The 21,706-nt window shown below is 70.3% G+C and carries 19 protein-coding genes and 1 pseudogene; 12 read left to right on the top strand and 8 right to left on the bottom strand.

The genetic code is table 11. The features are described 5' to 3' along the window. Together ACF1G2_RS31845 and ACF1G2_RS31850 are read left to right on the top strand one after the other, a co-directional pair. Nucleotides 1–128: pseudogene (locus tag ACF1G2_RS31845) on the top strand (2-oxoacid:ferredoxin oxidoreductase subunit beta); the annotation flags it as partial. Nucleotides 129–393: 265 nt separating this feature from the next. After that, nucleotides 394–2,601: an MMPL family transporter gene (locus tag ACF1G2_RS31850; protein WP_391801626.1), complete on the top strand. Its 2,208-nt coding sequence runs from the start codon at nucleotides 394–396 to the stop codon at nucleotides 2,599–2,601. Between the two features lie 72 nt (nucleotides 2,602–2,673). Here the strand turns inward: ACF1G2_RS31850 and ACF1G2_RS31855 are convergent, their stop codons facing one another. Continuing rightward, nucleotides 2,674–4,242, bottom strand: coding sequence for a flavin-containing monooxygenase (locus ACF1G2_RS31855; protein ID WP_391801627.1), 1,569 nt, complete (start codon nucleotides 4,240–4,242; stop codon nucleotides 2,674–2,676). Nucleotides 4,243–4,314: 72 nt separating this feature from the next. Beyond that, nucleotides 4,315–5,526, bottom strand: a complete 1,212-nt coding sequence (locus ACF1G2_RS31860; RefSeq protein WP_391801628.1) for a cytochrome P450 — start codon at nucleotides 5,524–5,526, stop codon at nucleotides 4,315–4,317. Nucleotides 5,527–5,806: 280 nt separating this feature from the next. On the opposite strand from ACF1G2_RS31860, the gene ACF1G2_RS31865 reads away from it, so the two are divergent. From ACF1G2_RS31865 to ACF1G2_RS31875, 3 genes are all read left to right on the top strand, one after another. Then, a complete protein-coding gene (locus tag ACF1G2_RS31865) occupies nucleotides 5,807–6,376 on the top strand; it encodes a TetR/AcrR family transcriptional regulator (RefSeq protein ID WP_391801629.1) in 570 nt (189 codons plus the stop codon). Between the two features lie 178 nt (nucleotides 6,377–6,554). Then, nucleotides 6,555–7,160: a response regulator transcription factor gene (locus ACF1G2_RS31870; protein WP_391801630.1), complete on the top strand. Its 606-nt coding sequence runs from the start codon at nucleotides 6,555–6,557 to the stop codon at nucleotides 7,158–7,160. A gap of 204 nt (nucleotides 7,161–7,364) precedes the next feature. Continuing rightward, complete coding sequence (locus ACF1G2_RS31875; RefSeq protein ID WP_391801631.1) at nucleotides 7,365–8,024, top strand: TetR/AcrR family transcriptional regulator; 660 nt, start codon at nucleotides 7,365–7,367, stop codon at nucleotides 8,022–8,024. A gap of 61 nt (nucleotides 8,025–8,085) precedes the next feature. Here ACF1G2_RS31875 and ACF1G2_RS31880 read toward each other — a convergent pair whose 3' ends face one another. The 5 genes from ACF1G2_RS31880 to ACF1G2_RS31900 form a co-directional block, all read right to left on the bottom strand. Next, nucleotides 8,086–8,622 (bottom strand): flavin reductase family protein, encoded by a 537-nt coding sequence (locus ACF1G2_RS31880; RefSeq protein ID WP_391801632.1) that lies wholly within the window; start codon nucleotides 8,620–8,622, stop codon nucleotides 8,086–8,088. Continuing rightward, nucleotides 8,619–9,917: a cation:proton antiporter gene (locus ACF1G2_RS31885; protein WP_391801633.1), complete on the bottom strand. Its 1,299-nt coding sequence runs from the start codon at nucleotides 9,915–9,917 to the stop codon at nucleotides 8,619–8,621. Before ACF1G2_RS31885 ends, ACF1G2_RS31880 begins: the two co-directional genes overlap by 4 nt. Before the next feature lie 165 nt (nucleotides 9,918–10,082). Then, nucleotides 10,083–10,628, bottom strand: coding sequence for a winged helix-turn-helix transcriptional regulator (locus tag ACF1G2_RS31890; RefSeq protein ID WP_391801634.1), 546 nt, complete (start codon nucleotides 10,626–10,628; stop codon nucleotides 10,083–10,085). A 156-nt stretch (nucleotides 10,629–10,784) separates the two neighbouring features. Next, on the bottom strand, nucleotides 10,785–11,498 hold the full coding sequence (locus tag ACF1G2_RS31895; protein WP_391801635.1) for a TetR/AcrR family transcriptional regulator: 714 nt from the start codon (nucleotides 11,496–11,498) through the stop codon (nucleotides 10,785–10,787). 213 nt (nucleotides 11,499–11,711) lie between these two features. Then, nucleotides 11,712–13,325 carry a (2,3-dihydroxybenzoyl)adenylate synthase gene (locus ACF1G2_RS31900; RefSeq protein ID WP_391801636.1) on the bottom strand — a complete coding sequence of 538 codons (1,614 nt, stop codon included), beginning with the start codon at nucleotides 13,323–13,325 and terminating at the stop codon, nucleotides 11,712–11,714. Nucleotides 13,326–13,447: 122 nt separating this feature from the next. Here ACF1G2_RS31900 and ACF1G2_RS31905 point away from each other — a divergent pair, with 122 nt between their 5' ends. The 6 genes from ACF1G2_RS31905 to ACF1G2_RS31930 all read left to right on the top strand — a co-directional run bounded on the left by ACF1G2_RS31905 (nucleotide 13,448) and on the right by ACF1G2_RS31930 (nucleotide 18,912). Continuing rightward, entirely contained in the window at nucleotides 13,448–14,215 is a 768-nt protein-coding gene (locus ACF1G2_RS31905) for a thioesterase II family protein (protein WP_391801637.1), read from the top strand. Then, nucleotides 14,212–14,958, top strand: a complete 747-nt coding sequence (locus tag ACF1G2_RS31910; protein ID WP_391801638.1) for an SDR family NAD(P)-dependent oxidoreductase — start codon at nucleotides 14,212–14,214, stop codon at nucleotides 14,956–14,958. Before ACF1G2_RS31905 ends, ACF1G2_RS31910 begins: the two co-directional genes overlap by 4 nt. Nucleotides 14,959–15,010: 52 nt before the next feature. Next, a complete protein-coding gene (locus tag ACF1G2_RS31915) occupies nucleotides 15,011–16,267 on the top strand; it encodes a pyridoxal phosphate-dependent aminotransferase (RefSeq protein ID WP_391801639.1) in 1,257 nt (418 codons plus the stop codon). A 41-nt stretch (nucleotides 16,268–16,308) separates the two neighbouring features. Then, the gene (locus tag ACF1G2_RS31920) at nucleotides 16,309–17,877 is read left to right on the top strand and encodes a tryptophan halogenase family protein (protein ID WP_391801640.1); all 1,569 of its coding nucleotides are present in this window, start codon (nucleotides 16,309–16,311) and stop codon (nucleotides 17,875–17,877) included. Between the two features lie 245 nt (nucleotides 17,878–18,122). Further along, nucleotides 18,123–18,350: an MbtH family protein gene (locus ACF1G2_RS31925; RefSeq protein ID WP_391801641.1), complete on the top strand. Its 228-nt coding sequence runs from the start codon at nucleotides 18,123–18,125 to the stop codon at nucleotides 18,348–18,350. A gap of 118 nt (nucleotides 18,351–18,468) precedes the next feature. Next, nucleotides 18,469–18,912 carry a helix-turn-helix domain-containing protein gene (locus tag ACF1G2_RS31930; RefSeq protein ID WP_352191734.1) on the top strand — a complete coding sequence of 148 codons (444 nt, stop codon included), beginning with the start codon at nucleotides 18,469–18,471 and terminating at the stop codon, nucleotides 18,910–18,912. A gap of 28 nt (nucleotides 18,913–18,940) precedes the next feature. Here ACF1G2_RS31930 and ACF1G2_RS31935 read toward each other — a convergent pair whose 3' ends face one another. Then, nucleotides 18,941–19,660 (bottom strand): tryptophan 2,3-dioxygenase family protein, encoded by a 720-nt coding sequence (locus ACF1G2_RS31935; protein WP_391801642.1) that lies wholly within the window; start codon nucleotides 19,658–19,660, stop codon nucleotides 18,941–18,943. A gap of 251 nt (nucleotides 19,661–19,911) precedes the next feature. Between ACF1G2_RS31935 and ACF1G2_RS31940 the strand changes: the two genes are divergently transcribed. After that, entirely contained in the window at nucleotides 19,912–21,681 is a 1,770-nt protein-coding gene (locus tag ACF1G2_RS31940) for a non-ribosomal peptide synthetase (protein WP_391801643.1), read from the top strand. Nucleotides 21,682–21,706: the final 25 nt, after the last annotated feature.

Genomic DNA, 21,706 nt, shown 5'->3' on the forward strand with positions numbered 1-21,706 from the left:
GCTCCGTCCGACGCCCCGTCTACGACACCCTCATGGCCGACCAGCTGGAGACCGCCATCGAGCAGCACGGCAAGGGCGACCTCGGCCAGCTCCTCACCGGCAACGACAGCTGGACAGTCGCCGGCTGACGGAGCATCCGCGTATCCGACGAAGCCCGGCCCCCGGTACACGGGGGCCGGGCTTCGTCCGCTCCCCGGCACAGCCTTTCAGTAGACAACGGCTAGTGCTACTGTCTATTCTGGTTCCACCCTCTCCGTGCGGAGCGGGTTCGTCGCCGCTCGTGTCGCGGCTCGTGGTGCGGCCCCGAATGTGCGGCCGGGGCCACGCCGCCCCCACGTCCTCGCGCGGTCCCACCGCGTCTCCACCCTCGACTCACCAAGGGAAGTGCCCACCGTGCTCACCAGGATCGCCGAACTCGCACTGCGCAGAACCCGGTTACTTCTCGTGATCGCCGCCGCCGCCGTCGTGCTCATGGGAGCGTTGGGGGTCGGGGCCTTCGGCAAGCTGCTCAGCGGCGGCTTCGACGACCCCGACGCACCCTCCGCGCGCGCCCAGAGCGTCATCGACGAGAAGTTCGGCGGCGAGACCGACCTCGTCCTGCTCGTCCGCGCCGTGGACGGCAGCCCGCTCGACTCGCCGGCCGTCGAGGAGCGGGGCCGTACCCTCACCGAGGGGCTCAAGAAGGACTCGAAGGTCGGCAATGTCATCTCGTACTGGGAGACCGGCGCCGAGGCCCTGACCTCGCACGACGGCAAGAAGGCCCTCGTCCTCGCGCACGTGAACGGTGACGAGAACGAACGCGCCGACCTCGCCAAGGAACTGATCGAGGAGTACGGCGGCGTCAGGAACGGCGTCGACGTCCAGGCCGGCGGCCTCTCCGCGATCATGAACGACGTCACCACCCAGGTGGGCAAGGACCTCGCGGTGGCCGAGGCCATCGCCGTACCCATCACCCTCATCCTGCTCGTCCTCGCCTTCGGCAGCGTCGTCGCGGCGCTCCTCCCGCTGGTCATCGGGATGTTCGCGGTCATGGGGACCTTCGCCGAGCTCTTCGTCATCGGCAGCGCCACCGAGGTCTCCGTCTTCGCCATCAACCTGACGACCGCCCTCGGCCTCGGCCTCGGCATCGACTACGCGCTGCTGCTGGTCAGCCGGTTCCGTGAGCAGCTGGCCGCGGGCGCGGAGGTCGACGACGCCCTGCGCCGTACCGTGCAGACCGCCGGCCGGACGATCGTCTTCTCGGCGGCCACGGTCATCGCGGCGCTCGCCGCGCTGCTCATCTTCCCGCCCTTCTTCCTCCGTTCCTTCGCCTACGCGGGCATCGGCGTCGTCCTCATCTCGGCGCTCAGCGCCCTCTTCGTCATCCCGCCGCTGCTCGCCGCCCTCGGGGCGCGGGTGAACAAGGGCCGTCTGCCCTGGGCCGCACGTGTACAGCGCACCGACACGCCGTTCTGGGGCAAGCTCGCCGCCCTGGTCATGCGCCGGCCCGCCCTGACCGCGCTCCCGGTCCTCGCCATCATGCTGCTGGCCGCGAGCCCCCTGCTCTCCGTCACCTTCGGCACGCCGGACGAGCGCGTCCTTCCCGAGAGCGCGGGCAGCCGCCAGGTGGCGACCCAGCTCCAGGCCGACTTCCCGGGCGACGACAACAACGCCGTCCAGATCGTCGCGCTGATCGGCGCGACCGGTCCCGCATTCCAGGAGTACGCGAAGGAGGTGTCCCGCCTCGACGGGGTCGAGCAGGTGGCCACCAGCACCGGCTCGTACCGTGACGGCACCGCGGGCAGGCCCGGTCCCGCCGCCGCGGCCCTCGGCCGCGACGACGCCCAGCGGCTCATCGTCACCATCGGCCACGAGACCAAGTCGGAGGAGGCCCAGAGTCTCGCCAAGGAGATCCGCGCGGTCGCTCCGCCCACCGGCACCGAGGTGCTCGTCGGCGGCCAGGACGCCCGCCTGGTCGACTCCAAGCACTCCATCGGCGTCCGACTGCCCCTCGCCGCCGGACTGATCGTCGTCACCACTTTCATCCTTCTCTTCCTCTTCACCGGCAGCATCGTCCAGCCCCTGCGCGCGCTCCTGCTGAACGCGGTCAGCCTCACCGCCTCGGTCGGCGTGATGGTCTGGATCTTCGAGGACGGCCATCTCTCCTCGTGGCTCGGCTTCACACCTCAGCCGCTGGACACCTCGATGACCGTGCTCTTCTTCTGCGTGGCCTTCGGACTCTCGATGGACTACGAGGTGTTCGTGACCAGCCGGATGAAGGAGCTCCACGACGCGGGTCACGACCGCGACACCGTCGTGACGCAGGGACTCGCCAGGACCGGACGGATCGTCACGGTCGCCGCCGGTCTGCTCTCGGTCAGCTTCTTCGCCTTCGGCACCAGCGACATCAGCTTCCTGATGATGTTCGGCATCGGCAGCGGTCTCGCCGTGGTCATCGACGCACTCCTCGTGCGCGGCGTCCTGGTGCCCGCGGCGATGCGGATCCTCGGCGGAGCCGCCTGGTACGCCCCGAAGGGTCTGCGCAGGCTGCACGACCGGGTCGGCCTCAGCGAGGGCGACGCGGCGGACGACACCGAGCGCCAGCCGGTCCCGGCCGCCTGAACAGCCCGGACATGACCGTGGCGGCCGGCGCGCATACCGCGCCGGCCGCCACGGAGTCCGTGCTGGTGGATGTCAGTACAGCGGGTCGGGCTTCATCAGGCCGAGGGCGATGAGCGCCCGTGAGGCGAGGCTCACCGCGGTGATCCCCAGGACCTGGGACGGCTTGAACGCCGGGGGCAGGCTCATGACCGTCCTTCGCGCGGCCCGGTGACTGCTGTGCGGGCCGAACAGCCGGTAGACGTGCGGCGTCTGGGAGCCGCACCAGAGCCGGAGGGCCAGCCGCGGGTCCAGGACCAGGGCCGGGTGCCACGGGAGGCAGCCCAGCACCTTGGCGAAGTCGAGCATGTAGTGGTTGTAGTGGACCAGGGTCCGCAGGTCGGGGTTGCCGTGGAAGACCTCGTTCTCGTACGACGCCTGCCGCTCGATGAGGTTCTGGAGCCGCACCCGGTCCGGCAGCGCCTTCTTCCCGCTGCACAGCAGGGCGAAGTAACGGCTCTGCATCTCGGAGCAGGCAGGAACCCCGCCCGCGGCCGGCCGCGCCCAGCCGATGAAGACCACGCCGAGGCCGAGATCCGGATGGATCATGTGCTTGTACAGCCTGCGCACGTCGGTGACGTTCACGTCCTTGAGGATGCTGAAGTCCTCGATGTACCCGGTGTTGAGCATGATCGTGTCGATCTTCTCGCGCCGGCCGTCCTTGAAGAGGACGTAGTCCTTGCCGAGCCGCTCGATCCCCGAGCCGTTGACCGTGAGGGTGCTGTCGACGATCCGGTGGATGAACGCGTCGTTCTTCGTCAGGAAGTGGTTGAAGAAGTGCGGGTTCTTCGAGTTCCAGTCGGCCACGGCGCGGGCGGCGGCGGTCTTGCCCCGGCTCTTGTTCCGGTTCATCCCGAGCCGCATGAAGGTGCCGGCGGCGGCCAGGGGGACCGAGTGCAGCAGCTGCGAGGTGTACGCGTCGTTGGTGAACGGCCGCCCGGCCGGGTACCGCTCGACGATCGGCTGGTAGCGCCGTACGGACAGGGTGCAGCTCTCCGTCACCTGGGCGATCTCGTTGACGACGTCCGCCGCCGTCTCGCCGATGCCCACACAGAGGACCCGCTTGCCGCGGAACGGCTCGGCGTTCCGGTAGTGGGCGGAGTGGACGATCTCTCCCGCGAAGTCCTCCTGGCCGGGCAGGTCGATGTAGTTCGGCACCCGGTGCGTCCCGGTGGAGATGGCCACCGAGTCGAACCGGTGCACCGCCCTGTTCTCGGGCGCGTCCGCCGGGGCGACCTCGACGTCGTATCCGCCGCTGTCGTTCTTCGCCACGCTCAGCACGTCGACCCCGTACCGGATGGTGGGGCCCAGGTCGAACTTCTCGGCGAAGTCCCGCAGGTACTGCCGGTACTCGGCGGCGGACCAGTACCGCCGCTCCTGGCCCAGCGGCGGAGGGAAGCTGGAGAAGGTCATCATGTAGTTGGAGATGGTGAGCATCGTCGAGTCGTAGGCGCCCGCCTCGTCGGCTCCGACCTCTTCCCGGAACACCCCGCCGAGATCGGTGTTGCGGTCGAAGCAGGTCACCTCGTGACCTTCGTCCAGCAGCTCCTTGATCGCCACCAGACCCGATGGGCCGGCGCCGATGACACAGACACTCTTCCTCATGCTTACCTCTCCGCCTCGGAGTGTGTTCTCTGATGTGACGTGCTCTCGCTGGGGCCGGACACTCCGGTCGGGTCAGCGGTTTTCGAAATGGACCGGCAGGCTCTCGTAGCCGGTGAGAAAGTTGGAGAAGATGGGCCGGGGCGTCCCGCGCAGCTCCATCCGCGCCACCTGCTCCACCAGCGCGCTCAGCAGCGCCCGCAGTTCGGCCCGCCCCAGGAAGGCGCCCAGGCAGTAGTGCGGCCCGTGGCCGAACGACAGGTGCCGGTTGGGGGTGCGGGACAGATCGAACCGGCGCGGCTCGGCGAAGACCGACTCGTCGTTGTTGGCCGAGATGTTCCACAGGGTGACGATGTCGCCGTCGCGGATCAGCTCTCCGCCGACCTCGAAGTCCTCGACGGCGGTGCGTGCGAGGTGGATCCCCGGGGTCGCCCAGCGGATCACCTCCTCCACCGCCGTGTCGAGGGAGACCCGGCCCGACCGCAGCGCGTCCCACTGGTCCGGGTTCTCGATGAGCGCCAGCACCGCGCAGATCGCCGAGAGCCGGGACGTCTCGTCGCCGCCGAGAATCAGGCTGTAGCAGTTGACGGCCATTTCCTCGACGGTCAGCCGCCGGCCCTCGAACTCCGCGGTCGCCAGCATGCTGATGACGTCGCTGCCCGGATCGTCGCGACGCTCCTGGGCCAGTTCCATGAAGTACAGCACGATCTCGTTGCGGGCGCCGATCGCGTCGAGGGCGCTGCTGTCCGCGCGGTCCGACGAGAGCGCCATCTTGTTCCATTGCAGCAACTGCCCGCGGTCCGAGGCCGGGATGGAGAGCAGATCGCAGATCGTGTTCATCGGGATCTTCTCCGCCACCTCGGCCGCGAAGTCGCACGTTCCCCTCTCGACCACGGCCGACATGAGCGCGTCGGTACGCTGCCGGACCTTTTCCACGACCTCGCCGAGGACCCGCGGGGTGAACGCGGTGAACATGAGATTCCGCAGGCTGCGGTGGCGTGCGCCGTCGGTGACCGCCAGCATGCTTCCGCCTGCCGAGTCGTCCCCGCGCAGCACGACGTCGAGGACGTTTCCGCGAGCGGAGATCAGAGCCGGATGATGGAAGAGCGACTGGATGTCCGCGTAACGGGACACCACCCAGAAACCGGGGTTCCGGTCCGTGGGCTCGTGCCAGTAGACGGGACGCCGCGCACGCACCTCGCGCCAGAACTCGTGCACGTCGTTCTCGGCGAAGGCGGCCGGGTCGGTCAGGTCCAGTGAACGAACATCGAGAGCGGGCTGACTCATTGCCTCAGATTGACAGCGGGCTCCGGGTGCCGCGCGGAATCTTGCCGGTTCCTTTCCGCCACGGCCCGCTGCCGGTAATGGGGTTCGGCACGTCCGACCTGCGGCCACCGGGCCTGCCCACCCGCGTATTCCGGCCGCCCGGCGAGGTGTTGCGAAAAGGCGGACTCCGATGCGTGGTACTTCCTGATTGTCCGACGGCATCTCAGGCCTAGACTCTGCGACCTCGGGGCCGCCCGCATAGCGGCGCCGACGGCACGGAACAGCGAAGGAAGCGGAACCTGTGCAGTCCCCCAACACGAGGCCCGGCAGGATCGGGCGACCGCCTCGACTGTCCCGAGAGACGATCCTCGTCGCCGCGCAGCGCGTGCTCGACGAGGAAGGGGCCGAGCACCTGTCCATGCGCCGCCTGGCCAGGGAGCTGTCCAGTACGCCCATGGCCCTGTACCGCCATGTGCGGGACAAGGACGAGCTGTTGATGCTCCTGCTGGACGCCCACGTCCGGAGGATCCCCCGGCCCGAGTTCCCCGACCACCCGCGTGAGCGGGTCGTCGCCGGCGCCCAGGCGCTCCACGGCATCCTCGAGGGCTGCCCCTGGGGGGTGGAGGTCCTCGCCTCCGACAGGTTCGTGAGCACCTCCGCGACATGGATCGTGGAGAGCATCGTGGACGCTCTGGTGCTCTGCGGGCTGAGCCCGGCCGACGCCGTCTACGCCTATCGCGTCATCTGGTTCTGCCTCGTCGGCGAGCTGACGGCGCGGCCCTTCCGGGAGCGGGTCATGGTCTCGGCCGAGGACCGCCGACAGGCCCTCGAGGCCGTGATCGACGGGCTGCTCAGCCAGAACACCCCGTGATGAGGCCGGGCTCCCACCGCCCGGGAATCCGGAATCTATAGTTCCGTTATAGCGGCCACTTAGCCTCTCCTAAGTCGAGCTTGACCAGGGCGGTTCCGAGGCCAGAATGAGGGCGATCCGATTTTTCGTACGCGTATGCTGCGGTCATGCGTCCTTGCGGTGACGAAGGGGGAGCCGGGTGAGTATTGACGTCCTGGTATTCGATGAACTGCATTTGTCCCGGGCCTCACTCACGGCATTGCTGGACCGGCGTGGCGAGATCAGGGTCGCCGGAGCGGTGGACACCAACCGGGCCGCTCTCGAGTTCGCGGAACTGTGCCGGCCCGATGTGACGATCATGAGCTACGAAGGCCGGGACGACGAAACCATCGAAATAGCCGAGAAGATATCGAGCCTGCCGGACTGCCGCACACTTCTGCTGGCCACCGCATGCACCAGGTCGGTCGTCCGCCGTGCATTCACGGGCGAGATCGCCGGCATGGTCCGGCGCAATGTCTCTCCCGGGCGATTCCTCGAGGCCATTCGCATGGTGCATCAGGGCGAGCGGGTATTCGACGCGGCGCTGACCGTCGCGGCGGTGGCGAACGAGGACTGTCCCCTGAGCGTACGTCAGCTGTCCGTTCTCGAACTGCTCTCCCGTGGGGACACGGTCGTGGAGATCGCGGGAAAGCTGTGCCTTTCCGAGGGCACCGTGCGCAACTATCTCTCCGACGTGGTGACGAAGCTGGGCGTGCGCAACCGGATCGACGCGTTGCGCGTCGCGCGGGACGCGCACTGGATCTGAACCGAGGCCCTGTTCCGGATTCCCCGGGCGTGGCCGTCCCGGCCGGGTGACGAACACACGCCCGGCCGTTCGCTTCGCCCGTTGCCGAGCGCCGATCAGCCCTCATACGCTGGCCGGGAATTCGACCGGATCGACGTCATTCGAATTCTCCGACTTCACAGTCCGGCCGGCCGCCACCTCTCAACGGTTCGGAGAGCTGATCCCATGGAATCCCGCAGCCGACGCGTCGGCCGGCCACGCCGTCTCTCGCGGGAGGCGATCCTCCGCACCGCCGAGCGGATCCTCACCGAGGAGGGGGCGGAGCACCTCTCCATGCGCCGCCTGGCGAAGGACATGTCCAGCACGCCCATGGCGCTCTACCACCACGTCAGGGACAAGGACGAACTGCTGCTCCTCCTGCTGGAGGTGCGCACCGCGCGCCTGCCCCCGGCCGAGCTGCCGCACGAGCCCCGCGAGCGACTCCTCGCCGGCGCCCGCAGTCTCCATGAGATGCTCGCCGACAGCCCCTGGGCGATGGACGCGCTCACCCCCGACGGACGAGTGAACACCCCCACGCGACGGATCGTCGAGACCATGATCGACGCCGCGGTCGCCTGCGGACTGAACCATGAGAGGGCCCGCCACGCCTACCGCGTGATCTGGTACTACACCCTCGGTGAGCTGCTCGTCCGCTTCCACCGGGAGCGTGCCCGGCGGCAGGGCGACAGCACGCCCTGGGAGCGGGCCATGCACTCGCTCGATCCGGTTGCCTTCCCTCTCCTGGCCGGGCTCGGGGCTCAGTTGACCGAGATCGCGGGCACGGGCCACTACCAGCGGGGACTCGAAGCCGTCGTCGACGGACTCCTGCGCAAGGGCGTCGCGTGACCGGCCGGCGAGGCGGCGGCGCCGCGCACCGTCGCGCCTCTTCCGGTGAGCCGGTACGGGGTCAGGTGCTCGACCACGACCTGAACTGGCGCAGCCCGTAGAGCAGGGGCGGCCGCGGACGGTGCCGTACGATCCGGCGCACCTCGCCGAAGACGATCACATGGTCGCCGACGGTCTGGGTCAGCGACACCCCGCAGTCCGCCACCGTGTGCGCGTCACGCACCAGATGGGGGCCGGAGGCGTCGGGGTCCTGCTCCCACGGGAGCAGCTCGAACCGGTGCGGATTTCCCGAGGCGAACAACTCGGCCGTGTCCTGGGCGCCTTCGTGCAGCAGGTTCACCGTGAAGGCGCCGCGGTCCAGGGCGGCGCCCAGCGTCGGGCTCCCCGCGCGCAGGCACACCAGCAGCGTCGGCGGCGTGAGGGCGACGCTGCACACCGAGGAGCAGGTCATGCCCCACGGGGCGCCGGCCGCGTCCACGCTGGTGACCACGCCCACCCCGGTGGGGAAGCCGCTCATCATGGCGCGGAACTCCCCGGGCGACGCCTCGGTCACCGTGACCCGGCGCGAGTCGGCTGCCGTGGTCGAGATCTCGCTCATCGGGCGCTGCCCTCGGTGGCCACGGTGCGGGCGAGCACGGCGGGTTCCGGCACGGCGCCGCGCCGCTCGGCCCGGTCGACGACCTGGAGCAGCGGCCCCGTCATGGCTGTGGTCGCGAGGGCCATCACCACCAGGGCGAGGACGAGCGGGGCGGGCAGGATGCCGGCGCTGTACCCGGCCTGGATCACGATCAGTTCGGTCAGCCCCCTGGTGTTCATCAGGGCGGCGATCCGCAGCGCCGACAGGCGCGGCGAGCCGGCGAACCGCGCGCCGACGTAGCCGCCCACCAGCTTGCCCACGCACCCCAGCACCAGAGTGCCGACGATCAGCGTCCAGGACGCGGCGGTGAAGGCCTTGATGAGCACGGTGACGCCGGTGACCACGAAGAAGATCGGCGTCAGCATCCGTCCGGTGCGCGACACGGCGTCCACCGGCTTGGCCCAGGGGGCGAGGTCCTCGCCGGGGATCGCCAGGCCGACCATCGCGGCGCCGACGATGGCGGTCATGCCGAAGTGCTCGGTCAGCATCGCCGTACCGAGCGCGGCACAGCCAAGGAGGACCGCGGTGGTCCGCGGCATCCGGCGGCAGAGCCGGCGCGCCGTGCCGGTGCGCAGCCCGAGCCGGAGCAGCAGGGCGCAGCTGCCGCCCGCGAGGAGCGCGCCGAGGGACTCCCACAGGCCTCCGAGGTGTCCCGCGCCGAGTCCGATGGCGAGGGTGAGCAGGATCCAGCCCATGCTGTCCATGACGATGGCGGAGGCCAGCGAGAGCCGGCCCTCGGGCGAGTCGCTCAAGCCCCGGTCACCGAGGATCCGGGAGAGGACGGGGACCGCGGTGATCGACATCGTCACCGCGACCATCAGGAGGAAGGCGGGCAGCGGCACATGGCCGCGGGCGGCCTCGTCGTGGGTGAGCCCGATCAGGCCCACCAGCAGCAGGCCCGTGGTGAGGGGCAGCACGAAGGCGCCGGCGGTCAGCGCCGTGAGCGCCTGCCGCGGCGGGCCGCCGGGTCCCGGCCGCAGCTTGTGGGCGAGGCCGACCAGATAGAGCACGAGCCCCACTTGACCGACCAGCTTGAGTATGTCGATGACGGCGGCCGGCAGCAGGGCGTCGAACAGGGCGCGGTCGGACAGGGCGAGCACGACGGGTCCGACCAGCAGGCCGACCGTGACCTCGCCGACCACCTCCGGCTGGCGCAGCCACCGGGCGGCGGCCCTGCCCGCGCGGGCCAGGAGCAGGAGGGCGGCGAGCGCCACGATCACGTGCGCGGCTCGTGCGAGAAAGTCCGAGGGATCCATGATGGTGGGGGCCTTTCGTGGCCGTTCCGGTTTGGTGGGTCCTGACAGGGGCGGCGCGGCGGTCGTGGGCGCGCGCCGGCGTTCCGGCGGGCGGTGGGTCGAGGAGCCGGCCGTCGATGCCGGTGCCGGTGTCGGTGGCGTCGGCCGGACCGGTCGACGAGCGCGTCAGCGCCGTTCCGGGGCCTGCGGATAGCGGGCGGCGATCGCCTCGCTCGCCCTGGGGCCGCGGGCGAAGAGGAAGTCGGCCGTGTCGAGACGCCGGCCGGTCACCCGGTCCACCACGACCGGGTCCGCCTCCGCGCCCGTCGCGGCGTCGACCACGATGAGGCTGCGGTCCTCCGGGCACAGCCGGTGGTTGCCGTACGCGGCCATGGCCAGGATGAGCGGGCGCAGGGCGCGGCCGGCGTCGGTCGGCCGGTACATCCGGTCCTCCGGCGCCGCCGCCTGGTCCTCGGTGTCGAGCAGGCCCCGCGTGACGAGCTGGTCCATCCGCTCCCGGAGGACCTCGGCGGGCGTCTCCAGGTTGCGGCGGATCGCCTCGAACCGGTCATGGCCGTCGAGGACCTCGTGCAGGATCTCCAGGGTCCACCACGGGCCGATGACCCCGACGGTACGGGCCAGCGGGCAGTCGGGGATCCGCGCCTTCGGGCCGGCCTGCGGGGAGGGCTCCGTACGCCCACCCTCCGTGCCGCTCACGCGTTCGCCACTCACCGTCAGCTCCCCTGGGCGATCGGAAACGTCTGTGGACCCAGCCTGTTCCGTCGCCGGGCCCCGGGCGGGCGACCGGAAAGAAAACGGCAAGACCCGGTCGGGGCCGCCGGACCGGCCGGAACGCCCGAAGGGCCGTCCTGATCAGCGAGTTCGGCTCTACGGCGCCGGGGGAGCGGCCTGGGAGAGCAGTCCGTCGACGAGGACGCCGAGGGTGGAGGGAAAGGTGTCCCGCGCCGCCAGCGCCGTCCACCGGTCGTTGAGGGCGGTCAGGTGCGGCAGCTGGTCCGGGTCGAGATCGTTGACGAAGGCACCGCCGTCGACGGACGGGACCCCCTCCGTCTCCACCGCCTCCTCGTCCGTCTCCGGCGCGCCGGAGGAGTGGTCGCGGATGAGGACCTCGCCGACCGTGAAGTACCAGATGTTGCGGAAGACCTGCACGGCCTGCTCGGGCGTGCACCCGTGGTCGACGGCGCCGGACAGGATGTCCTCGATGAGCCGGAGGGCCGGGGTGCTGAGCCGGGAGATGAACCGGTCGCCGGTGAGGACCTCGGCGGACAACGGCCATTCGGTGAGGGCGTCGTGGATCGCGGTGGCCGCCGCGATGACGCGGTCCCGCGGCTCGTCCGACGGCTCCGGGTGGGGAATCTGCTGCGCGTACTCGTGGATCAGGAGCAGCAGCAGGTCTTCCTTGTCCCGCACGTGGTGGTAGAGCGTCGTCGCCCCGATGCCGATCTCGGCGGCCAGTCCGCGGATCGTGAGCTTCTCCCAGCCGCTCTCGTCGATGAGCCGGCGGGCGACGGTGATGATCTGCGTCCGGGAGGTCACGGGCGGGCGGCCGACCCGGCCGTGCGTGGGTTTGGTACGTGGCACGGTCCCATCATGCCTTTCCGTGAGGGCCGTGATGACCTCGGCTTCGTACGCCCGGCACCGGTGCGGACCCGGTCGCCGGGTGGCGGTCCCGCCGCCGCCACGAGCCCGGAGCGCGGGCGGCGGCGACGGGCGGGACCACGTCCGAGAGGTGGAGGAGATGCCGGGTCGACCCCGGGAGACCCCGGTGAGGGCCCCCGGGTCCACCCGGGACCCTCACCGGGACCGGGTCCCCTTCAGGGCCTTCTTGTCGATCTTGCCCACCGGGGTGTGGGGCAGCTCGGAGACGATGATCAGTTCGTCCGGGAGCTTGTACGAGGCCAGCCCGCGGCCTCGGATGTGGTCCCTGATCGCACGCAGCGTGACCTGGTCCGCGGCCTCGACCGCGTCACCGTTGAGGACGACGAACACACAGAGCCGCTCGTCGAGTTCGTCGTCCGGGACGCCGACCACCGCGGTGTCCCGGACCAGCGGGTGCGTCAGTACGTGGCCCTCCACCTCCTCGGCCGAGACCTTCTCGCCGAGGTGATGGATGATGTCCTTCAGCCGGCCCTCGATGACGACGTTCCCGTCCCCGGTCATCCGGGCCAGGTCGCCGGAGCGGTAGAAGCCGTCCGCGGTGAACGACCGGCGGTTGTGGTCCGGCGCGGCGAAGTAGCCCCGGATCGTGTACGGGCCACGGGTGAGCAGCTCCCCGATCTCACCGGTGGCGACCTCGCGGTCCTCGGAGTCGACGATCCTGATCTCGTCGTCCGGGCAGACCGGCCTGCCCTCGGTGCCGAAGACGACCTCCGGCGGGTCCTCCGGACGCGTGTGCGTGATCAGCCCCTCACCGATGCCGTACACGTTCATCAGCCGGCAGCCGAGGCTCTCGCTCACCCGGGCCGCCGCGGCGGGACCGAACTTGGAGCTGCCCACCTGGATGGTCACCCCGGACATGTCGACCGGAGTGGTCCGCGCGGCCTCCGCCCACAGCAGGGCCAGTGCGGGGACCAGCGTCGTCAGGGTCACCCCCTCGCGCTCGATCAGCGGAAAGACGTGATCGGGGCTGGGGTTGGCGGCCAGTACGGCCTTCCCGCCGAGGATCACCGCGCCCAGCGCCCCCGGGCAGCCGAGCGCGGCATTGTGCGGCACCGGGTTCGCGGCGAGGTAGACGCCGCTGTCGTCGAACTCCACGACCCGGGCACAGGCCGCGATGTTGTACGCGTAGTCGTCGTGGGTCCGGGGGATCAGCTTCGGGACCCCGGTGGTTCCGCCCGACAGCAGCAGCAGCGCCACCTCGGAGGGGTCGACCGGAGCGAGCTCCCGCACGTCGGACCGGGCGAGTTCGGAGAGCGGGGTGAACTCCGCCGCGTCGCCGTCGACCACGACGTGCCGCAGACCGGGCGCGTCCCGGCGCACTTCGCGGGCCAGCGCCCGGTAGTCGAAGCCCTGGAACCGGTCGGGGCCGATGTAGGCCACCGCGTTGGAGGCGCGCGCCAGATGGAGGATCTCGTCGCGACGGTGACCGGGCAGCGCGAGGACCGGGATCGCGCCGATGCTGAACAGCGCGACGACGGTGGACAGGAAGCCGATCCTGTTCGGCAGGTGCACGACCACCCGGTCGCGGTGGCCGATGCCGAGATCGAGCAGACCGGAGGCGACACGGTCGGCCTCTTCGGTCAGCTCGGCGTAGCTCGTGCGCCGGGTCGCGTCCACGGCCGCCGACTTTCCCGGGTGGCGCGCGGCACTGGCGTCGACCAGCTGACGCAGGGAGGCCCCTGCCCAGTAGCCGGCGCGGCGGTAACGTTCGGCGAAGTCGGGTGGCCAGGGAACGAACCCGTCCAGCATGTGTCCTCCTCGGGTTGAGACGCCCTCAGGTTCGTGCACCGGCTCCCACGGCCGTGTCAATCCCGACAGAGCTTTGACAGATTGCCCCGGGCGGTCGGCGGGTTTCGGTGAAGCTCGGTGCCGTGAATCGCATACAGACGCGTGACCGAGGTTGGGTGCGGGCCCTCAACAGCGTGGAGCGCCCGGCCCGTCGGCTGGTGTGCTTTCCACACTCCGGAGGTTCGGCGGCGACCTTCCGCGACTGGGCGCCGGCCGTGCCCGGCGACTGCGAGCTGCTGGCCGTGCAGTATCCGGGGCACGCCGACCGGATCGCCGAGGAGCCCGCGAGCAGCGTGACGGGGATCGCGTCCCACGTCGCCCTGGAGCTGTGCGGCCTGGAACCCGTCCCGTGCGCCCTGTTCGGGCACAGCCTCGGCGCGCTCGTCGCGTACGAGACCGCCCGCGAGCTGCAGCACCGCGCGAGGCCCGTGCGGAACCTGTTCGTCTCGGGTGCTCCGGCACCCGGCCGGGCGGGTGGCGGGACCACGCACCTGGCTACCGACGACGACCTGTGGTCCGGACTGCGGAAGCTCGGCGGGATCGATCCCGCCGTCGCCGAGGACGCCGAGCTGAGGGAGCTGCTGCTGCCGGTCGTCCGGGCGGACATCAGGCTCAACGAGACCTACCGGCCCGACCCGTACGCCGAGCCGCTGGACTGCCGGATCCGCTGCTACCGCGCCACCGAGGACCCCCTGGTCGACGGTGACCGGCTGGCGGCCTGGGCCGAGGTCGGCACCGGCCCGTTCAGCGCACGGACCTGGCCGGGCGGACACTTCGGCCTCGTCTCGGACCCGGCGGAGCTGATCGCCGATCTCGTCGCGACCTTCGCGGAGGGTGTGGTCGTCCGATGACCCTGGCCGGAAAGTCGGTCGTGGTGACCGGAGCGGCGACCGGCATCGGCCGCGGGATCACCGAGTGCCTGCTGAAGGCGGGCGCCGGTGTGACGGTCGTGGGGCGCCGCGAGGAACCGCTGCGGGACCTGGCGGACCGGTACGGGGCCGCCGTCGCATGGCTGGCCCAGGACGTCGGCGCGCCCGGCGCCGCCGAACGGATCGTCGCGACGGCGACCGACGGCTTCGGCAGGGTCGACGCGGTCGTCAACAACGCGGGCCTGGCCCGGTTCGGCCGGCTCGACGAGACCGACCCCGCGCTGTTCGACGCGATGTTCGCCGTCAACGTCCGTGCGCCCGCCGAGCTGACGCGCCAGGCTCTGCCCCAGCTGCGGGCCAACCGCGGCAGTGTCGTCAACATCTCGTCCGTGGGCGGCGTCGTCTCCATGCCGGGGCGCGCCTTCTACGGCGCGACCAAGGCGGCGGTCAACAGCCTGACGCGCTCGCTGGCGAGGGAACTCGCCCCGGACGTACGGGTGAACGCCATCCTCCCGGGCCCGGTGGACACGCCGATGTGGAGCGAGACCGGCCTGGACGAGGCGGGCACCGAGCAGTTGCGTGTCGACCTCCTCGCGTCGACCCCGATGGGGCGGTTCGGAGAGGACACGGAGATCGGCCGATGGGTGTGCCTGCTGCTCGACACGGAGACGTCGGGCTGGGTCACCGGTGCGCTGATCCCGGTCGACGGTGGGCGCACGGCGTGACCGATCGTGCGCGTCCGAAAGAAGAACTCAACGGAGCAAAGGTGGTACGAGCGTGAGCCGGGACATCCTGTCCGCCGCGGAATCGATTCCTTCGTCGTGTCTGCACCGCATCTTCCGGGCCGCCGAGCGGCGTGAGGCGGAGTCCGGCGCCGAAGTGGTGAAGCTGCACGTCGGCGACCCCTACTTCAACCCCTCCGACGACGTCGCCGACGCCTTCGTCGACGCCGTACGCCGGGGCGACACCAAGTACACCGGCGTGGAGGGGCTGGGCGAGCTCCGCGAGGCGGTCGTCGACAAGCTCCGCACCGACAACGAGGTGGACAGCGAGGTCTCCCGACTGCTGATCACCCCCGGGTCGTGCCAGGGCCTCGCCGCGCTGCTGCAGACGCTGGCCGAGCCCGGCGCAGAGATCCTCATCCCGGAACTCCACTGGCCCGTCCACCTCCAGCAGGCCCTGCTCGCCGGGTTCCGGCCGGTGCTGTACCCGCTCGGTCCCGGTCTGCGCCCCGACCCCGAGGTGATCGCCGCCGCCGCGACCGAGCGCACCCGGGTCCTGCTCGTCAACTCCCCGGCCAACCCGACCGGGGTGGTCCTGGACCGGGACGAACTGCGGACCCTGCTCGACCTGGCCCGCGCCCGCGGCTGGCACGTCATCAGCGACGAGGCGTACGAGCACTTCCTCTACGACAGCGAGCACACCTCGGTGGCCTCGCTGGAGCGCGACGTCCCGCCGGCCGAGCGCATCGTCCACAGCGTCTTCAGCTTCTCGAAGAGCTTCGCGATGACCGGCTACCGGCTGGGCTACGTGGCGCTGGCCGACGACCGGGCCGCCGACGTGATGAAGGTCGTCCAGGAGGCGAACATCATCGGCACGTCGACCCCCGTGCAGTACGCCGGGATCGCCGCGCTGAACAGCCGCGCCGAGTCGACGGCGGTCAACCGCAAGAAGGTGCAGCACAACAGGGACGTGATCCTGTCGCCGCTCGTCGAGGCCGGGCTCCTGCGCGAGCTGCCCGCCGGCGGCTGGTACGCGATGCTCGACGTGGCCCGGACCGGCCTCGACGCCGAGACGTTCGCGACCCGGCTCCTGGAGACCAAGGGCGTCGCGGTCGTACCGGGCGAGGGCTTCGCCATGCGGCCCGACGCGGACGACCGGGGCCGCGTCCACTCCCACGACTACGCCCCCTGGGCGCGGCACCTGGTCCGGGTCGCGTTCTGCGTGGACCCGGCGGCCCTGGAGACCGGGGTGACCCGCCTCCTGGAGTTCGTCGACGAGTGCGGCGACGGCGCGAACGTCGCGGCACGGTGAATCCCGATCAAGCCGGCCGGTGCGAAGGAAGTGAGGACGTCATGAGCAAGAGTGTTGTCATCGTGGGTGGCGGGACCGCGGGCTGGATGACCGCCTCGTATCTGAAGGCGGCGTTCGGCGACCGGCTGGCGGTCACCCTCGTCGAATCCAGGAACGTGCCCACGATCGGTGTGGGCGAGGCCTCGTTCAGCACGATCCGCCACTTCTTCGCCTATCTCGGCCTCGAAGAGTCGGACTGGATGCCGGAGTGTCACGCGACCTACAAGCTGGGCATCCGCTACGACAACTGGCGGGCCGAGGGGCACCACTTCTACCACCCCTTCGAGCGGCCCCGGACGGTCGAGGGCGTCTCCCTCGCCGACTGGTGGCTGCGGAAGAAGCCCAGCGCGGACTACGACCGGGACTGCTCCGTGATCGCCGCGCTCTGCGAGGCGAAGAGCTCGCCCCGGCAGTTCGAGGGCAGCCTCCTCGCGCTCGGCGCCGGTGAGCAGGATCCGGCGGCCGTGGGCCGGTCCACCATGGCCCAGCAGACGACGCAGTTCCCGTACGCCTACCAGTTCGACGCGACGCTGCTCGCGAAGCTCCTCACGGGATACGGCACCGACCGCGGCGTCCGGCACGTGCTGGACGACGTCGTCGACGTCGCGGTGGACGAGCACGGCGACATCAGCCACGTCCGCACCAAGGAGAGCGGCGACCTCTCGGGCGACCTCTTCATCGACTGCACCGGTTTCCGGAGCATGCTGCTCAACAAGAAGCTCGACGTGCCGTTCCTCTCCTACCAGGACACCCTTCCCAACGACAGCGCGGTCGCGCTGCGCGTGCCGATGGAGATGGCCGACCAGGGGATGGGCCCCTACACCCGGGCCAGTGCCCAGGCCGCCGGCTGGATCTGGACGATCCCGCTCTACGGCCGGACCGGCACGGGCTACGTCTACGCGAGCGACTACTGCACCCCGGAGGAGGCCGAGCGCACGCTGCGCGCGTACGTCGGGCCGGCCGCCGAGGACCTGGAGGCCAACCACATCCGCATGCGGATCGGCCGCAGCGAGAACTCCTGGGTGAACAACTGCGTGGCGATCGGGCTCTCCAGCGGCTTCGTCGAGCCGCTCGAGTCGACCGGCATCTTCTTCATCCAGAACGCCATCGAGCAGCTGGTCAAGCACTTCCCCGGCGGCCGCGAGGACGAGCAGCTGCGCGTCTCGTACAACCGGCAGGTGGCCAACGTGATGGACGGCGTACGGGAGTTCCTCGTGCTCCACTACGTCGCCGCCAAGCGGAACGACAACGCGTACTGGCGTGACGCCAAGACCCGTACGATGCCCGACGCGCTGGCCGGCCGCATCGAGCAGTGGAAGGCGAAGCTCCCCGACGCGGACACGATCTTCCCGTACTACCACGGCTTCGAGCCCTACTCCTACACCGCGATGATCCTGGGGCTCGGCGGCCTCGACGTCCAGCCGCTGCCCGGTCTGGCCCTGATGGACGACATCGCCGCGGTCAAGGAGCTCCAGCTGGTCCGGGACCAGGCCAGGACCCTGGTCGAGACGCTGCCGAGCCACGCGGACTACATCGCCCACGTCCACCGCCGGAGGACGGCCGGCGCCTGAGGAACGACCTCCCCATGGACCGGAGCCGGTGGGGGGGGGGGGGGGCCCCCCCCCCCCCCCCCCCCCCCCCCCGGCTCCCGCACGTCCCCCGCTTCATTCCTCCGGTCCCCGCATGAGGAACGCACAGTGGCCGATGCGGTGCGAACCTGGCCCGTCGCGATCTCCCGCTGTTAGCGTCTCCATCGCCCGCTGAATTGCGGACGCAAGGCCGGAAAGTATTTCCTTCGACGGAGGGGTCGTACGCCATGTCCAACGCGTTCGAGGACGACAGCAGGGAATATCTCGCGCTGTGCAACGAGGAAGAGCAGTATTCGCTCTGGCCGCACGGAACCGCCGTACCCGAAGGCTGGCGCGTGGTGTACGGACCCGAGCCCCGGGAAAAGGTCGTCGGTCATATCGACCGGGTCTGGACGGACATGCGCCCGAAAAGCCTGCGACACGTGCAGGCCGAGCACGAGGACGTGCCGGCCTGATCGGTCGTAGAAAAGCGCACCTGGTACGGATGTCAATGAAAAAGGGTTCTGGGGGATACCTGTGACGACAGATGTGAAAAGCCGGGTCAAATTCGTCCGATGGCCCGCCGAGCGCGACATGCGCGAGCAGTGCAAGGTCAGGGGGCACCTCTGTCTGCTCGTGGTCGAGCACGGCGCGCCGCCGCCGGACCAGCTGAGCTTCTACGAGGACTGGGTGCGCCCCCCGATCGTGCAGGAGGATCTCCAGGCCCGAGTGCGTCAGCTGGCGGCCCGGGCCGTTCTCAAGTCGCAGCCGGTCCTCGACCCGGCGGGCATCCTCTACTTCAAGGACCTGTCCGTCACCCTCTCCCTGACCCAGTGCGAGATGCTGGCGCCGCTGGTGGCCCGGTACTGCCAGATCATCTACCGGACGGAACTGCGGGAGATCCTGGAACACTCCGGTTCCAGCTCGTCCAGCAACGCGCTGGACCTGCACGTGATGCGGCTGCGCCGGCGCCTCCAGCTGGTGGGCCTCGCGGTGCGCAACGTATGGGGGCGCGGATTCGTCCTGGAACCGGTCTAGGGCCGGGTGCCGGCCCCGTCCGGGCGGGTCAGGACGTGGCGACGGTGAGTCCGACGTGCGCCTGGCTGCGCAGCTCGCGGAGTTCCGCGAAGGGGAGACGACATCGGCTCAGCAGGTACTCGGCGCCCGAGGTGCCACCGGTCCCGGCATGGCTGCCCATGATCTTGGTGACCAGGCCGACATGACCGACCTGCCATCGGAAGTAGCCGTTCCCCAGTTCCAGCAGAGCCTCGATGATCCGGTAGTACACGCCCGCCTCGACGCCGGACCGCGCGAGGTCGGCCACCGAGTGACCCGACCTGGCGACCCAGGCGGCGAACGACTCGTAGAGCGGACCGTCCTGCTTCGAGTGGCCGATGAGCTTCGCCAGCCGGTGGAACTGCTCCGACTGCGCGCCGCTCGCCGTCCCCAGGACCTCCCGGAACAGGGCGAAGTCGGTCAGCGGCAGCCGGTCGAGAGCGACCAGCTGGGTGTGCAGCACATGGACGAGGCCGGCGGAACGGTGCAGGAGATCGACGATCCACTCCGCGTCGGAGGTGTCGTCGGTCGTCGTGAACACATCGATGACGGCTTCCAGGTCGGCGATCGTCTGCCGGAGCCACAGCTCGCTCGCCTGGTGCGCGACGATGAAGAACTGTTCCGACAGAACAGTGGACTTCAGGGCCGCGGAGCCGGCGGTGCGGGGCTTCTGGAGGGACAGCAAGGTATCCAGTTCAAGATAGTCCTGATAGGTCACGTCATCGGTCACTTTGATTCCCTCTCTCCGTGACGAACTCGTACCGTGTGCGCCTTCGGTCAGCACGGTCGGGCAACTGGGCAGCGTTGCCTGGCACCTCGTCATTATGTGGCGGCCCGGGGGCTCGCGGGGTCCGAGGAAAGAGTTCTTTCACGGCTTGTCCGGGCGGCATGGCGCCATGTCATCGTGGGGCCGTCCATCGTGCTCGACTCTCTGTCGGAGGCGGAGCGGAGTTGAATACTGTTTCGGAGCATTTCGAATCCGTGGTTGCAAGGTCGAGTGACGCTCCAGCTGTGATTTTCGGAGATTCCGTCGTCGACTACGCGGAGTTGAACGCGAGGGCGAACCGGCTCGCCAGACGCCTGGTGGCGGCGGGCGTGGGACCGGACTCCCTGGTCGCGATCGCCGTGCCACGCTCGACCCGCCTGATCGTGGCGGTCCTCGCCGTCCTGAAGGCCGGCGGCGCGTATCTGCCGCTGGACCCGACCTATCCGGCCGAGCGGCTCGCGCACATGGTCGTGGACGCCCGTCCCGTCCTGCTGCTGCGGACGGAGAGCGTCAGCTCCCTGGAGCTCGGAGTGCGCGAAGTCGTCCTGGACGAACCCTCCTTCGAGGCGGACTGCGCCGGGGAGGACGCCGACGACATCACCCAGGACGAGCGCCTGGCGCCGCTGACTCCGGCCCATCTGATGTACGTCATCTACACCTCCGGGTCGACCGGCGTGCCCAAGGGCGTCGCGGTCGGCCACACCGGCGTGGACGACCTCGTCACCACCCAGGCCAGGCTGTACGGCGTCGGCGCCGGCGACCGGATCCTGCAGTGGGCGTCGTTCAGCTTCGACGCCTGGTTCTGGGACTTCACGCTCGCCCTGCTGCAGGGCGCCGCCCTCGTCATGGCCGAGCAGCACGAGCTGATGCCGGGCGAGTCGCTGCGCGAGACCATGCTCAGGCACGAGGTGAACCACGCGGTGCTGCCGCCGGTGGCCCTCGGGATCACCGAGAGCGAGGGGCTGCTGGTCGACGGCACGATCACCTCCACCGGCGACGTCTGTACCAGGGCCCTGGCCGAGGAGTGGTCCAAGGGCCGGGGCCTCTACAACGCGTACGGTCCGACCGAGGTGACCGTCGGCGCCTCGATCGGCGGGCCGATCGAGGGCCTCCAGGACGAGGTGACCGTCGGCACCCCGTGGGACGGCGGCGCGGTCTACGTCCTCGACGACAGCCTCCAGGACCTCCACGACGGCCGGGAGGGCGAGCTGTTCCTGGCCGGATCGGGAGTCGCGCGCGGCTATCTGAACCGTCCGGGCCTGACCGCGAGCCGGTTCGTCGCCGACCCCTTCGGTCCTCCCGGAAGCCGGATGTACCGCTCGGGCGACAGCGGACGGCGCGGACCCGACGGGCAGTTCTACTTCACCGGCCGCGTCGACCACCAGGTCAAGGTCCGCGGCTTCCGCATCGAACTCGGCGAGATCGAGGCCCGTCTGGAAGCACATCCGGCGGTGGAGATCGCCGTGGCGGCCGTCGGCGGGGAGGACGTCTCGACCGAGCACATCGTCGCCTACGTCAAGACCTCGGCGCGTCACGAGGTCTCCGCGACGGAGCTGCGCGAGCACACGCGCCGCGCGCTTCCCGAGCACATGGTGCCGTCGAACGTCGAGACGCTCGACCTCTTCCCCACGCTCCTGAACGGGAAGCTCGACCGGAAGGCGCTCGCCGAGCGGGCACGGCGCTCCACGGCCGGCGCGGCCGCCGTGGCCTCTCCCGCCGCCCCCGGCACGGAGACCGCGCGGACCGGCGACGAGCCCGTGCTCGCCATGGTGCGGGAGACGCTGAAGGTCGGCGAGGCCCGCCCCGAGGACAACTTCTTCGACCTGGGCGGTCACTCGGTGCTCGCCGCGAAGCTGGCCAGCCGCATCCGCAAGGAGCTCGGTGTGATCGTGCCGATGCGGGCCATTTTCGAGGCCAAGACCCTGGGCGAGCTGGCCCGGATCGTGGCGGAGGCCAAGGGAGCCGAGGAGGCCAGGCCTTTCTGACGCCACCGCCGGGCCGAACGTTCCT

Source organism: Streptomyces sp. NPDC013457, from assembly GCF_043089925.1.
Lineage (GTDB): Bacteria > Actinomycetota > Actinomycetes > Streptomycetales > Streptomycetaceae > Streptomyces.

What these genes read in the sequence shown, in the direction of transcription:
- ACF1G2_RS31855 (WP_391801627.1), bottom strand. Translation starts at nt 4,242, where the DNA reads ATGAGGAAGAGTGTCTGTGTCATCGGCGCCGGCCCATCGGGTCTGGTG.
- ACF1G2_RS31860 (WP_391801628.1), bottom strand. Translation starts at nt 5,526, where the DNA reads ATGAGTCAGCCCGCTCTCGATGTTCGTTCACTGGACCTGACCGACCCG.
- ACF1G2_RS31875 (WP_391801631.1), top strand. Translation starts at nt 7,365, where the DNA reads ATGGAATCCCGCAGCCGACGCGTCGGCCGGCCACGCCGTCTCTCGCGG.
- ACF1G2_RS31880 (WP_391801632.1), bottom strand. Translation starts at nt 8,622, where the DNA reads ATGAGCGAGATCTCGACCACGGCAGCCGACTCGCGCCGGGTCACGGTG.
- ACF1G2_RS31885 (WP_391801633.1), bottom strand. Translation starts at nt 9,917, where the DNA reads ATGGATCCCTCGGACTTTCTCGCACGAGCCGCGCACGTGATCGTGGCG.
- ACF1G2_RS31900 (WP_391801636.1), bottom strand. Translation starts at nt 13,325, where the DNA reads ATGCTGGACGGGTTCGTTCCCTGGCCACCCGACTTCGCCGAACGTTAC.
- ACF1G2_RS31910 (WP_391801638.1), top strand. Translation starts at nt 14,212, where the DNA reads ATGACCCTGGCCGGAAAGTCGGTCGTGGTGACCGGAGCGGCGACCGGC.
- ACF1G2_RS31920 (WP_391801640.1), top strand. Translation starts at nt 16,309, where the DNA reads ATGAGCAAGAGTGTTGTCATCGTGGGTGGCGGGACCGCGGGCTGGATG.
- ACF1G2_RS31925 (WP_391801641.1), top strand. Translation starts at nt 18,123, where the DNA reads ATGTCCAACGCGTTCGAGGACGACAGCAGGGAATATCTCGCGCTGTGC.
- ACF1G2_RS31930 (WP_352191734.1), top strand. Translation starts at nt 18,469, where the DNA reads ATGCGCGAGCAGTGCAAGGTCAGGGGGCACCTCTGTCTGCTCGTGGTC.